Source organism: Acinetobacter sp. Ac_3412, from assembly GCF_013072675.1.
Classification (GTDB): domain Bacteria; phylum Pseudomonadota; class Gammaproteobacteria; order Pseudomonadales; family Moraxellaceae; genus Acinetobacter; species Acinetobacter higginsii.
The window spans coordinates 331,074-345,357 of record NZ_LXUJ01000007.1 but is presented as its reverse complement, the minus strand read 5'-3'; the positions used below and the strand labels follow the sequence as shown (position 1 = coordinate 345,357).

Genomic DNA, 14,284 nt, shown 5'->3' with positions numbered 1-14,284 from the left:
TGATATTTAAATTCAGTTAGGCCAATAGGAAAGAATCTATACCCTTCTGCATTTCCGAGTTTTGGAAAGCTTTTCAACACATTAGCTTTACCATTACTAATTATATGATTTTCATCATTTCTTTTTAGTCAAAAATCAACCAAATTTCACATAAATTAGTTTCAAAAGAACGCATTTTTGTTCTAAACTTCGCACTTTTATTTTATGCCTCCCTCTTTATGAATCAACTTCGTACAGGAGATATCATTGCTTTAGGTTTTATGACCTTCGCGTTATTTATTGGCGCAGGCAATATTATCTTTCCTCCAATCGTTGCTCAGCAGGCTGGTGAACATGTCTGGCTTGCGGCCTTCGGTTTCTTAATTACCGCAGTTGGTTTGCCTGTCATTACGATTATGGCCTTATCTCGCATGAAAGGTTCAATCGAAATCATCAGCTCTCCACTTGGACGCTTCTTTAGCTTACTGCTCACCATTGTTTGCTATTTGTCTGTAGGTCCACTGTTTGCAACACCACGTACTGCAACAGTTTCTTATGAGATTGGCTTCGCACCGTATTTTGGTACATCAGGTAGCAGCCTTCTTATTTATAGTATTGTGTATTTTGCATTTGTGACTGCAGTTTCACTGTATCCAAATAAACTACTCGATACGGTTGGTCATGTACTGGCACCTTTGAAAATCATCGCCTTGGCAATCTTAGGTATCGCCGCATTTGCGATCCCTACAGGTATGATTTCAGCACCAGTCAACAACTATATCGCAAGTCCAGTTTCTGAAGGTTTCGTTAGTGGTTATTTGACCATGGATACCTTAGGCGCACTGGTATTTGGTATCGTAATTATTCAAGCGATCCAATCACGTGGTGTAACAGATACAAAACTGATTACCAAATATGCCATTATCGCAAGTTTGATTGCGGGTGTTGGGCTCACGCTTGTGTATGTCAGCTTGTTTAAACTTGGTTTAGGCAGTCATGAAGTCGCACCTAATGCAGCCAATGGTGCAATCATTCTGCATGCATATGTACAACACGCGTTTGGTGATTACGGATCGTATTTCTTAACTATCTTAATTTTCCTTGCATGTATGGTAACCGCAATTGGCCTTACTTGTGCTTGCGCTGAATATTTTACCGAATTAACAGGCTTATCTTATAAGTTACTTGTTTTTATCCTGACTGGCTTTTCTTTGTTGATTTCTAATCTAGGTCTAACAAAGCTGATTGCAATCTCAGTTCCTGTACTCAGTGCAATTTACCCGCCAGCGATTGTTGTGATCATGCTCAGCTTCTTCTGGAAACGTTGGAACAATCCGTCCATCGTGGTTGGATCTGTGACTGCTGTTGCTTTCCTCTTTGGTATTTTTGAAGCAATTAAAGCGGCTGGTTTTACTGCGCAATTACCGACTTTTATTCAGCACCTACCATTGAACGAACAAAATCTCGCATGGTTACTGCCATCGCTGATCGTTCTTGTTTTTGCAATTGTGGTCGATCGCGTATCAGCATCTAAAGATTAAAATGATTTGTCGTTAAAATGATGTTTTACCCAAACATGATTTTAGCTATACAAGAAATGTTCTTTTATCCAACGCTCATTTTTTGTTTACGACAAATCTTTCTTTTCTTAATTTAAAGCTGACGCTGTCAAATATGCCTCAATGTCTTTATTCGTGATCTAAAACGACTATTTCAATTGAATTAGTTGATTGGCAAATTTTTCAAAATGTAAAAATAATGGCTAATATTTTACTAAAAAATAGTATAAATCAATATAAAAAATACTTAAAAGTTATATAAATCAATACATTTAGAAATTTATTTTCAAAATAGTCACTATCCCTATTGAAATGCTCAGAAAATAGCAGTACAACTTAAAAAACAATTCAGACAAAAACACATGGTTTTGTCGTCACAACAAGGAGGGATGGAGATGTTATCAATACATTTCAACAAGCAAGTCTTCATTAACGCTCTGAAGGCAAATGATTCAATCGTATATGCAACTACAACGCTTGCCTTAATGGTCACGTTGTTATTTCAAGGCACAATTAAAGGTAATTTAAAACCCGAATATTTTGCATATGCATTGATTGTATCTCTGGCCTTTTGTATGTGGGCGATCGTCGATCGAAAGTTTCGACAGTTAAGCGCAGTGCGCCAAAAAAATTCTTTAGGAAAAATGGATGAGTGATCATCCATTTTTTAATGTAAAAATTGAGCAATAGTTCCCAATACTAAAATCCCAGTTGCACCCAACTCTACAAGAATTAAACTCAACATCATCAACGTCATACACCATGCTGGTAAAGTCCATTTCCCCACTTGATGCGGCTGTTTGAATTGATTGGTTGTATCTCTTAATAATCCATGCAAAATATAGATTAAAATCGACATCGCAAAGAAGAATAGATTTGCAACAACACAAAATAATGCGATTGAATCAGATAGAACTGTAAAAAAACTTAATGCTGCTAAAATTAGACTGGCTGCCGCGTAAAGCAGACTACTCCGATGTGCAATATCGACATAATAATGTGCTCTTGCCTGCGCTGTTTGTCTAATTTGATAATATTTCCAAACTCCAGTCAGCATCCCCACCCATAGAAAAATCCCACTAAATACAATAGCAAGCTGTGTTGCAGCATTTAAAACAAACATACAATCCCCGAAACTAAAAAATTCCTTTTGTGTGCGTATATTACATAAAATTTGACTTTTAAGTCATTTTTTAAACGAGTTTCTTTTTAGAACTTGTGTAAAGTAATACTATGCACATATAAGAGTATCTTTCTAATGAAGAGTTATGAATCTTTTTGGATGAGCTGCAAAGATGACTATCAACTTGCCGCACAATTTTATCCTGCACAAGATCATACCAAACCCTACCCGATCTTGATTTGTCCAGCGACAGGCATTACCAAAAATTTCTATCATGCTTTCGCAGAATGGCTTAACCAACAAGGTTATAGCGTTTTAAGTTTTGATTTTCGCGGTATAGGTGAATCGCTTCACGGCCCGCTCAAGAATTCTACGGCCAGTATAAATGACTGGGGAATTTATGATATTCCAGCCGCAATTGAGACCTTATTAGAGCGAACTCAAGCTGAAAAAGTGATTATTGTTGGGCATAGTGCTGGTGGGCAATTACTTGGGATTACTTCAAACTATAACAAGGTTGCTAAGGTTTTGGCGATCGCTGGCTCTACAGGTTATGTCAAAGGCTTGAAAGGTAAAACTAAAATCCTTGCGCCCGTTATGTTTAACGTTATTTTCCCAGTTTCTAGCTTCTTGAAAGGTTATGGCGCAACTCAATTTATTGGGATGGGAGAAAACCTCCCTAAAAATGTTGCAAAACAATGGGCTGAGTTTTGCAGTAAACCTGGTTATGTCATGAATGCAATTGGTAAAAGTATCTTCGAAGATTATCATCAAGAGATTCAATGCCCGATTACTTCTTTTTGGGCAACTGATGATGAAATTGCCACCCAAGCCAATGTCAAAGATCTATTGCGCTTATACCCCAATGCACCAACCAAATTAATTGAACTGAATCCACAACAACATGGCTACAAACAAATTGGACATATGTCGATGTTTAAAAAGTCACATCAAAAGCTATGGCCCCTAATGGAAAGTGAACTTAAGCTTTAAGAAAAACATCAGTCATCACAATTTTGCACTTTACGCATCTAAACCTGTAATCCTGTTTAGATGCGTCTTTTTATCTATTTAATCTCCGAAGCTCAATTGTTACCCCTTTCATATCTTTTTTTGATTTCTCACTATTCGTTCTACACACCAAATTTATATCTCAATTGACCCATCAAAATCTATTCAAAGCTGCAAATTTTAAAATTTCATCGAAAAAATGTGATAAAGAATGTATTTATTCAACTTTTTTAAAAATTTTTATGTGCTATATTTTAACCAATTGATTAATTCAAATAGTTGTATTCGCTATTTTTTTAAGCGTTATTTATTTTATAAATATATTGATTTCGTATATTTATGACATTTTAGACAGAAAATATTATAAAAATGTCACGTCAAAAATCGTATTTTTTTTCTACAATATGATTATTCTACAAATAAGCAGTAATGCTAGGCTGTAGGACAACCTTAAAGGAAAGACGACTGGATAGTACATCATTAATAGCTGATTTATGTGAATTTTATGATGACTTATTCATTCAGAATAAAGATAATTTCACCGTTATCTTTGAACAGATTTGTTAAAAAATGGAATGCTAAAAAAATCAGAGGATCGATTTTTTTAACAGGCAAGTTATAGACATTTCATGGAATCTAGGAGCGACTAGGAGTGGCTCCTTGTGCAAGTATAGGAAATAAGTGATGCCAAAAAAATATGCGCGTTTTTTACCTACAGCCGATTCATTTAACCTGGAAGACTTTCCTTTTTACTGGATTTCTCAAGTAAATGCTCAGTACGTTCAAAATATCGATAACGTGCTCAAAAAATATGGCTTAGACAATTCTCGTCGCCGTATTCTCATTGCCTTGCATGTCAAACCTCATGCCAGTGTGTCGGAGCTTTCCGACATGGTCATTTCCAAAATGTCGACCACAACCAAGATTGTTTATCGCCTCAAAGATGAAGGCTATATCGATACGTATTCATGCAAGGAAGATGGTCGTATCACTCGCGTCTATCTAACAGACAAAGGTCAGGAAATGATTACCAAAATCAATGATCTTACCTCAGTTATCCTCGAACAATCATTTGATGGCTTAACGCCATTGCAAATTGAAAAAACAATGGAAATTCTGCGCCATATGTTTAAAAATCTTGCGCGCTAAGCAACTGATCCAAAAAAGGCTTCCAATAGGAAGCCTTTTTTAATCTCATCAACTCAAATATTAAGCTCAATCAAACATATTCAGTTGCGGTGTTATTTTTACAATCTTTGCTTTAGGAACATGGGAACACTCAAATTCTTCTACAGGAAAACCCTGCATAAATTCATAGAGCTGATGTGGCTGTTTTAAGCTTAACCATTCATCTAAACGTTCATGTGGAATAACGACTACTGACCGCTTTACATCTCCCGGCTCATGAAAGTCTTTCATCATCGGATGGTCTATGGCATCCATCGTAAGCATGGTTGCCGAACGGATCACCTGATCGCCCAACTTTCTGATCTCATATAAAGCCGCGATAAAGAAAGCCTTTCCATCTTTACGGCGTACACCCCATCTTTGAGGCTTATTATCTATGTATTTACTTTCATAGAACTCGGAAACAGGAATAACACCAAATTTGCACTTGGAAGCAGCCTCCAAGAAACTAGGTTTCTGAAAAATGGTTTCGTGTCGAGCATTATAAGTATGCTTGGAAATATTGGTATCTTCCGACCATTTTGGTACCAAACCAAACAATACTTCCCGCCACTCCAGCCCTTGCTCTGATTTAAATAGCAAAGGCGTTGTATAACTTGGGTAAACTTCTTCCCCATATTCAAATGGAATCAAAGGTAAACCAAGCTGTTGAGCTTGCTCGACTGTTAATGGTTTATAGTTGGCACACATAGTTTGTTGAGTATTTATCCTTAAAAACAAAGTTAAAAAAAGGAGGTATCAAGCCTCCTCTTTCTAATTGCATAAATTAGCCAAATAACTTTTTCATTTTTGCGCTTAAACCGTGGATAAAGCGGTGCTTGGCATTGGCTTTATCGCTGGTTAAAAAATTAATTTGAATTGACTGACGCTGTCCTTCAAAAGGTACATAACCATGCCAACCATTATCAGTCACTTTAAATGCAACCAATGTACCGGGACCCGCATCAATTTCTTCGACGTAGTCATCCATGTTCTTTTCATCATTCAAGATACGTAGACGACCTGTAGGTGCATCCCAAGACTCATTTAGATAAATAAGAATAGTCAGAAGTTTGGTTTTCGAGTCAGAATGAATGCGACCATCTTTTTGGCGTGAATAACCACGTAAGGTGATCATCATCGGATGTTCCATCACATCCACATCAAATTTTTCAGTTAAAATCTGACGGAATTCTTTAGTATCTAAAGACTTTAAAAAGCGATCAAAATTAGGTTTAATTTCAACATCTTCAATGTTGTAGCTACCACCCTGTTCAATCTTTGGAAAATCCTGAATAACAGCTTTCACTTCGCTGTCTATGATCGAATTTTCTACGACAAAGTAAGGGTACGGCGAAGTAGAAACTTGCGCTTGTTTTAAAGCATCTAATTTTAAAATTTGTGACATCGTTATAATTCGGCTAAATGATCAAACTGCGAGAATTATAACAAAAATTTCATTAAGATGATGTTTTATCCTGTTCTAGCTGAATTGAGTCGCTTAAATTGAGCCTATATTTTTACAGTTAAAGTTCATACCCTACATACCAAATAAAAAAGCCTCCGAAGAGGCTTTTTTATTTTAGATGAACTTAATCACCTGTATAACCTTTTAATTTTAAACGTGCAGCATGTAACAATGGCTCTGTATAACCTGATGGTTGCTCTGCACCTTTGAAGATCAAGTCAGAAGCAGCTTGGAATGCAATCCCATCAAAGTTTGGTGCCATTGGTGTATACAATGGATCATTAGCATTTTGCTGATCAACAATCACTGCCATACGTTTAAGCACTTCTTCAACTTGCGCACGCGTTACGATACCGTGACGTAACCAGTTTGCAACGTGTTGAGATGAAATACGTAAAGTAGCACGGTCTTCCATCAAACCAACGTTATTGATGTCTGGTACTTTCGAACAACCAACACCAAGGTCTACCCAACGAACCACATAACCCAAGATACCTTGACAGTTATTTTCAAGTTCGTTGTTTAACTCTTCTGCAGTCCAGTTTGTTTCTGGTGCAAATGGTGGTGTTAACAAGTCATCTAATGACAACATGTTTTCAGCAGCCAACTCATCTTGACGTGCTTTTACATTGATCTGGTGATAATGCAATGCATGAAGTACAGCACCCGTTGGAGATGGAACCCATGCACAAGATGCACCTGCATTTGGATGTGCAGTCTTTGTCGCCAACATATCTTTCATGCTGTCTGGTTTTGGCCACATGCCTTTACCAATTTGCGCTTTACCTTGTAAACCACATGCTAAACCAATTGCCACGTTACGGTTTTCGTAAGCAGCAATCCATTTTTGTGTTTTAACTGCTTCTTTACGTACAACTGGTGCAGCTTCCATAGAGGTATGGATTTCATCACCTGTACGATCCATAAAGCCTGTGTTGATAAAGATGGTGCGATCTTTCGCAGCAGCAATACAGTTCTTCAAGTTTACAGAGGTACGACGCTCTTCATCCATGATACCGATTTTGAGTGATTTTGCAGGCAAACCAATCGCTTGTTCAGCACGCTCAAATAATTCAACCGCAAATGCAACTTCTTCTGGACCATGCATTTTTGGCTTAACGATATACATTGAACCTTTACGAGAGTTTTGGTTTTCGTTTTGACCACGAATATCCGCAACTGTCAGTAATGGAGTCACTAGAGCATCCATGATGCCTTCAAACACTTCTTGACCATCAACAAGGATGGCTGGGTTTGTCATAAGGTGACCCACATTACGAAGCAACATCAATGAACGACCATGTAATTTAGTCGTGCCACCAATCAGGTTCTGAACAGTACGGTCTTTGTTTAAAGTACGAGTAATGGTCTTACCATTTTTCTCGATTGACTCTTGTAAGTCACCTTTCATTAGGCCTAACCAGTTACGATAACCTTCAACCTTCTCTTCAGCATCAACTGCAGCAACTGAATCTTCCAAATCCTGAATGGTTGTTACCGCAGCTTCAAGTGTTAAATCTTTCACACCAGCAGCATCTGTCTTGCCCACTGGGCTGTTGGCATCGATTTCGATAATCACATGCAAACCATTATTTAATAAAACAATCTCAGTTGGGCTTGCAGCTTCGCCATTGAAACCAACAAATTGCGATTCATGTGCCAAAGAAGTGGTTGAACCATCTTTTAAGGTTACAGCTAAACTGTTATTCACCACTGCATATTGAGTTGCATCTGCATGCGAACCTTGAGCCAATGGGAAAGTTTGGTTTAAGAAATCTTTTGCGAAAGCAATAACTTTATCGCCACGAACTGGGTTATAGCCTTTGCCTTTCTCTGCACCGCCTTCTTCAGAAATAACGTCCGTGCCATACAGCGCGTCATATAAAGAACCCCAACGTGCATTCGCAGCATTTAAGCTATAACGTGCATTACGTACAGGTACAACCAATTGTGGGCCTGCCAATAAAGCAATTTCTTCATCCACATTTTCAGTTGTTACTTGGAAGTCAGCAACTTCTGGAACCAAGTAGCCAATTTCAGTTAAGAATGCTTTATAAGCATTTAATTCAAATTTATTATTGCGGTGCCATTCATCAATCTTTGCTTGAAGATCATCACGCTTAGCCAATAATGCTTTGTTCTTTGGGCTAAGGTCTACAACGACTTGCTCGAAGTTTTTCCAGTAAGTTTCACTATCTAAACCAGTGCCTGGTAAAGCTTCATTTTCGATGAAATCGTAAAGTTCTTTAGCAATCGCTAGCTTGCCTTTTTGAATACGTGCAGTCATTGTCTTTCCTGATGGTGCTAACTTTTTATAACAAGAATTCTAGTATACTGATTTATACTAGCCTGAATAGTAATATCACATTCCTAAATAGTAAGCATTTTCCCCATTAGAAGTATTGACAAACACAATTTTTTATACTTATCAAAATATCAAATAATGAGTTTTTACTATCCTTATGCGACACACTCCCTTTTTCAAACTCATCTAGTTATAGCAAAATTTGACCAAGAATAAAGCCTTATCCATGTAAGTTTATAAAAAAAGGCATTCCGAAGAATGCCTTTTCATTTATGAAGTCTGTGCGACCTGAATTTGTCGATGCTCCGAATGTAGATAATCATCCGATTGCATTTCTAATAAACGTGAACGCGTCCGTTCAATTTCAAATGCCAGTTTCTCACCTTCATACAAATCGATAATCGAATCTTCTGAGGTAAGAATCAGTTTTACACCACGGTCATAGAACTCATCGACCAAGTAAATAAAGCGGCGAGTTCCTTCTGACAGGAAATCGGTCAAATGCGGAACATTACTCACCAAAACCGTATTATAGATATTCGCGATTTCGATAAAGTCTGCTGGGCTACGTGGCTTAAAGCATAACTCTGAAAATTCACACCACAATACATCTTCTGTATGACCTAAAGTTTCTACCACACGATTATTGATCATAATCGGTGAATTTGACTGTGTCTGGGTTTGTGTCAAAGCTTTAAAACGACCAGATAACCACGCTTGAGCATCATCGGTTAATGGATATTTGAACAATTGCGCCTGCTTCAATACACGCAAACGATAATCCACCCCAGCGTCAACATTCAGAACACTACAGTTCTTCTTCACCAGCTCAATCGTCGGTATAAAACGATCACGATGAATTCCATTTTTGTATAGACCATCTGGTGCAATGTTTGACGTTGCAACCAATGTTATTCCACGATCAAACAGCTTTTGGAACAGATCACTTAAGATCATGGCATCGGTTACATTCGATACGAAAAATTCGTCAAAACAAATGACAACGGCATTCTTATAAATTTGATCAGCAACCAAATCTAAAGGGTTTCGTTGGCCAGAAAGTTTATTCAACTCTTTATGTACATGTTGCATAAAATGATGGAAATGCATACGTGTTTTACGGCGGAATGGTACAGATTCATAGAACTGATCCATTAACCACGTTTTTCCACGACCTACACCACCCCACATATAAACGCCTTTAGGATAAGTCTGACGACGGAAACGTCGAAATGCTTTCTTTGAAGCCTTATAGCGAGTGTGTAACTCTTTCCATACTCGATCTAACTCTTGCACAGCCTGAGCTTGTGCTTCATCTGGCATGAATTGTCCTGACTCAATTGCTTGAGCATAACGCTCGGCAGGTGATGTTGGGATAAATGCAGTGCTATGTGAGTCTGGTTTAGAATTTGACATAAGGTGTTATTGCAATTTTAATTGGTGAAAATTATATCGAACATTCCGTTCAATGACATTAGATTTTAGGCTTAATTATCATAGAGTTTAAACATCATAATGTACCATTTTTAATCATTTAATGATTTCGATTATATTGACGAGGGCTCAGTCCAAACCATCTTTTAAAGGCATGATTAAATGCTGCAGGCTCAGAATAACCCAACATTTCGGCCACCTGTTCGATTGAATATGAACTATTTTCAATAAACTTTATTGCCTTCTGTTTGATTAATCTTTCACGAATTTCTTTATAGCTGGTCTGCATTTGCTGCAATTGATGCCGCAAAGTACGCTCAGGAATATCCAATGCACACGCCGTTTCCGCCATACTTGGAATCACCCCATTTTGCATTTCCAGATAATCCTCAACATACTCAACCACAGTCAATTTGAGACTGGCAGTTTTTTCTAAATGTTGAATATCCTGTAGGCATTTTTCTTCATAAATGCGATACGTCAAAATATCGGCAGACGGAATTTTTGTGTTTAAAATTTGTGTATTTTCTAAAATAAAAGCAGCTTGCGCACATCCAAATTTGACATCTTGCCCATAGTAATCTTGATATGCTGCGAGCAGCGTTAAATCTTTGGGCCGATGAAATGGCAGTTCAATTTGAATTTGAGGGACTTCAAGTCCCATCATCTTAAAGATATCTTGTAAAAACTTATAAGTGCCCGAGATTTCGCATTGCGCTCTCAATTGACCTAAATGCATACTTAAATCAATCGGTCGATACAGTAAATAAATCAAGCCATCTTCTATCTTTAACTGCAATGAACCAAAAAGATGAGTCAGTTGCTGATACTGAACCCCATTTAATAGGGCCTTATGCAAGGTATCACTAGTAACCAATAGCATCAGGAAAGGCCCATAACCCGCTAACGCATAATGTTGTCCGATAAATAAACCTTGTTCGGGTGAAATATCCTGACTAATATGCTGCAAAATATCCCATTCAATCTCATCTGGAATAATTGAACTAGGATCTAAAGCATCGGCCTGTATTCCCATATTGGCTAAACGTGCATCCACGTCAATTCCGACATGACGCATGCCCTGAATCAAATACATCAATCCGAGGATAGATCTCTTCATAAGTCCGAATGCAGTTCTCAAAACTTTAATGTTTTACTATAAAACGTTGTGCAAATGAATTGCCGAAATGATCAAGTTTTACGTCTATACAATCATATTTAATCTCGTCAAAACCGTTAAACTTGCACAAAATTTAGCTGTGTAGGACGTAGACTATGCGTGATGTAACCAAAAATGCGATTCAAAAAACAAAAGTTGCAATTATTGGTGCGGGCTTTGGTGGCTTAGCGATGGCTATTCGACTATTACAAAGTCAAATCAATGATTTTGTAATTTTAGAAAAAACCAATGATGTTGGCGGTACATGGCGAGAAAACCAATATCCTGGCGCAGCGTGTGACGTTCAATCACATATGTATTCCCTTTCATTTGCACCCAAAACAGACTGGTCAAAACGCTATGCTGAGGCAGATGAAATTTTTTATTATATTCAAAATATTACTGAACAATACCGACTTCGAGATTATTGCAAATTCAATCACGAAGTGACCAATGCCGAGTTTGACGAAAACCGCAATGTGTGGACGCTAGATTTTAAAGATCAGACAACTCTTGAGGCTCAATTTGTCATCTTTGCGTCTGGTCCCTTACACGTGCCACAAATTCCCCATATCAAAGGCATTGAGAAATTTAAAGGTAAAGTGTTCCATTCTTCGCAATGGGATCACAATTACGATCTAAGCGGCAAAGCAGTTGTTTCAATCGGTACTGGTGGTAGCGCGATTCAATATATTCCTGAAATCGCAGTAGAAGTAAAACAGCTTTATGTGTTCCAGCGCACCGCAGCTTGGGTCATTCCACGTGATGAGCGTAAATATTCTCAGCTAAGTAAGCGCTTATTTAAGGCGTCGAATATTTATCGCCAGATTCACCGTACCCGTCTCTATTGGACCAATGAATCACGTGTTGTACCAATCGTACAACCACAGATTATGAAATATGGTCAAAAACTTGCTGAAGCCTTTATTCGCTATCAAGTGAAAGATAAAGCGCTTGCGAAAAAATTGACACCAGATTTTGTCATGGGCTGTAAACGTATTCTTATTTCAAATAAGTACTTCCCAACCTTCAACCGTAAAAATGTTGAATTGGTGACAGATGCTATTCAGGAAATTACAGAGAACGGTATCATCACTAAAGATGGTAAAGAACGTCAAATTGATTGCTTGATTTATGGTACTGGCTTTATTACTGATCCACGCATTTACTTAAAGCATTTCAATTGCGTTGGCCGTAACGGCATAGAGCTTAAGCAAGCATGGAAAGATGGTGCGGAAAGCTATTATGGTGTGAGCACCAAGAACTTCCCAAATTTGTTCCAGTTACTTGGACCAAATACGATTCTTGGACATAATTCTGTGATTTTCATGATCGAGTCTCAGGTCAACTATATTCTACAATTGATTCAAACCGTTGATAAAACAGACACACAAGCAGTTGAGATCAAGCACGAAGTTCAAGACCAGTTCAATCAACGTGTTCAAGATCAGCTCAAAGGTACAGTCTGGCAAGCAGGTGGCTGTAGCAGTTGGTACCAAGCAGCAGATGGTAAGAACTTTTCTTTATGGCCAACCTATACATGGAGATATTGGCTAGAGACACGTAAAGTGAATGTTGCTGATTATAATTTTATCAGCACAGCGGTTAATTCAAAAAACCATGCTGCTTAAGCAGAAATAGCTAAATTCTTCCAAATATCAAGAGCACCTTTAAAACTTAAAGGTGCTCTTTTATTGCAACGCTTTATGGATCTGATTTAAATCCCCTGTTCTTCTCTATGCAAGACCTAAATATTCATGTTAATATTTTAACTACCTACCGTTAGGTAGTTAAAATAAATATTGTTCCCCTCGAAAGAGTACACAAAACATGAACGCTGCACCTCCCGTCACAAAGATCAGTTGGTCTTTGTTGCTGTTGCTCTCCCTTTTTACCGCCTTGGATGCATTGGCAATCGATATTTATTTGCCAGCATTTCCACTGCTTGCAGAAAGTTTTGCGACAACGCCAGGCCATATACAACTCACGCTCTCAGTATTTCTGATTGGACTCGCTATTGGTCAAGGTATCTATGGTCCATTGCTTGATCGCTTTGGTCGCCGTAACCCATTACTAATCGGAATTGCTGTTTTTATCTTAGGATCAATACTGGCAGCCGTTGCACCAACGATTGAGTGGTTACTGGCTGCACGTTTCTTACAAGCAATAGGTGCATCAGCAGGTCTCGTGGTTCCAAGAGCAATTATTTCTGATGTGTGCGATGCCAAAACCAGTGCCAAGAATTTTTCTATTTTGATGCAAGTCATGATGATTGTACCGATTCTTGCCCCCTTATTGGGTAGCTTGATCTTACGCATCGGCTCTTGGCATTTGATTTTCTATACATTGGCAGTGCTTGGTTCGGTCCTGTGGCTATGGGGAAATCAAGCCATTCCAGAGACATTGAAACCTCAATATCGACAAGCATTACAATTCACTGCGATCAAAAATAGCTATCAAACGCTTTGTCTGAATAAAAGCTTTATCAGTTATACGATTGCTGGTGGGTTTATCTTAGGTGCTTTCTTTGTTTACCTCAGCCAATCGCCTTTTATTTTTATTCAGCACTACCATATTCACAACGAAAGTTTTAGTACCTTATTTGCAGCGAATGCGATTGGCTTAATTATTCTAGGACAAACCTCAATCCTGTTACTCAAACGTTGGTCAGCTCAACAATTGCTCGTCATTGGTATGTGTTTATTCAGCGGTTCTAGTTTTGTTTTGATGCTCTGCCTATATTTTTATGACTTAAATTTATGGCAATACATTGCGCTTTTGGGATTAAGCATCTGGTCGACTGGATTCATTTTTGGCAATTTAACGGCACTCACCATGCAGCAAAGCCCACAACATTTAACGGGGGCTGCATCCTCATTAATGGGCTTACTACAATATGCTTTCGCGGCACTGATCGGGTTTGTTGTGAGCTTAATAGAAATCAATGTCAGCTTACTTCCAAGCAGCTTGTTTATTTGTGGTGCTATCGCTCTGGGCTTATGTCTTTATGCTGCGCTAGAACAGCTCGAATCATTTGCTAGAGTAGAAACAGAATAAAGAAATTACACTTGATCAGTGT

The 14,284-nt window shown here is 38.2% G+C and carries 12 protein-coding genes; 6 read left to right on the top strand and 6 right to left on the bottom strand.

Annotation, left to right across the window (positions count from 1 at the left end):
• The first annotated feature begins 218 nt into the window (after window positions 1–218).
• Entirely contained in the window at window positions 219–1,520 is a 1,302-nt protein-coding gene (brnQ, locus tag A7P54_RS05075; RefSeq protein WP_005204102.1) for a branched-chain amino acid transport system II carrier protein, read from the top strand.
• A 413-nt stretch (window positions 1,521–1,933) separates the two neighbouring features.
• A complete protein-coding gene (locus A7P54_RS05070) occupies window positions 1,934–2,194 on the top strand; it encodes a hypothetical protein (RefSeq protein WP_005204103.1) in 261 nt (86 codons plus the stop codon).
• Window positions 2,195–2,205: 11 nt separating this feature from the next.
• Here the strand turns inward: A7P54_RS05070 and A7P54_RS05065 are convergent, their stop codons facing one another.
• The gene (locus tag A7P54_RS05065) at window positions 2,206–2,661 is read right to left on the bottom strand and encodes a hypothetical protein (protein WP_171548850.1); all 456 of its coding nucleotides are present in this window, start codon (window positions 2,659–2,661) and stop codon (window positions 2,206–2,208) included.
• Between the two features lie 135 nt (window positions 2,662–2,796).
• Between A7P54_RS05065 and A7P54_RS05060 the strand changes: the two genes are divergently transcribed.
• The gene (locus tag A7P54_RS05060; protein WP_171548849.1) at window positions 2,797–3,654 is read left to right on the top strand and encodes an alpha/beta fold hydrolase; all 858 of its coding nucleotides are present in this window, start codon (window positions 2,797–2,799) and stop codon (window positions 3,652–3,654) included.
• 702 nt (window positions 3,655–4,356) lie between these two features.
• Entirely contained in the window at window positions 4,357–4,821 is a 465-nt protein-coding gene (locus A7P54_RS05055; RefSeq protein WP_004653790.1) for a MarR family winged helix-turn-helix transcriptional regulator, read from the top strand.
• A 66-nt stretch (window positions 4,822–4,887) separates the two neighbouring features.
• On the opposite strand, the gene A7P54_RS05050 is transcribed toward A7P54_RS05055, so the two are convergent.
• The 5 genes from A7P54_RS05050 to A7P54_RS05030 all read right to left on the bottom strand — a co-directional run bounded on the left by A7P54_RS05050 (window position 4,888) and on the right by A7P54_RS05030 (window position 11,166).
• Window positions 4,888–5,550 carry an SOS response-associated peptidase family protein gene (locus tag A7P54_RS05050; protein WP_005188056.1) on the bottom strand — a complete coding sequence of 221 codons (663 nt, stop codon included), beginning with the start codon at window positions 5,548–5,550 and terminating at the stop codon, window positions 4,888–4,890.
• Window positions 5,551–5,626: 76 nt separating this feature from the next.
• Window positions 5,627–6,247 carry a 2OG-Fe(II) oxygenase gene (locus tag A7P54_RS05045; protein WP_005313478.1) on the bottom strand — a complete coding sequence of 207 codons (621 nt, stop codon included), beginning with the start codon at window positions 6,245–6,247 and terminating at the stop codon, window positions 5,627–5,629.
• Window positions 6,248–6,431: 184 nt separating this feature from the next.
• Window positions 6,432–8,594, bottom strand: coding sequence for a malate synthase G (locus A7P54_RS05040; RefSeq protein WP_171548848.1), 2,163 nt, complete (start codon window positions 8,592–8,594; stop codon window positions 6,432–6,434).
• 288 nt (window positions 8,595–8,882) lie between these two features.
• Window positions 8,883–10,028, bottom strand: coding sequence for a cell division protein ZapE (gene zapE / locus A7P54_RS05035; RefSeq protein ID WP_171548847.1), 1,146 nt, complete (start codon window positions 10,026–10,028; stop codon window positions 8,883–8,885).
• 118 nt (window positions 10,029–10,146) lie between these two features.
• Complete coding sequence (locus A7P54_RS05030) at window positions 10,147–11,166, bottom strand: AraC family transcriptional regulator (RefSeq protein WP_171548846.1); 1,020 nt, start codon at window positions 11,164–11,166, stop codon at window positions 10,147–10,149.
• A gap of 155 nt (window positions 11,167–11,321) precedes the next feature.
• Here A7P54_RS05030 and A7P54_RS05025 point away from each other — a divergent pair, with 155 nt between their 5' ends.
• A complete protein-coding gene (locus tag A7P54_RS05025; protein ID WP_171548845.1) occupies window positions 11,322–12,836 on the top strand; it encodes an NAD(P)/FAD-dependent oxidoreductase in 1,515 nt (504 codons plus the stop codon).
• 199 nt (window positions 12,837–13,035) lie between these two features.
• The gene (locus A7P54_RS05020) at window positions 13,036–14,262 is read left to right on the top strand and encodes a multidrug effflux MFS transporter (RefSeq protein ID WP_171548844.1); all 1,227 of its coding nucleotides are present in this window, start codon (window positions 13,036–13,038) and stop codon (window positions 14,260–14,262) included.
• Window positions 14,263–14,284 lie beyond the last annotated feature (22 nt).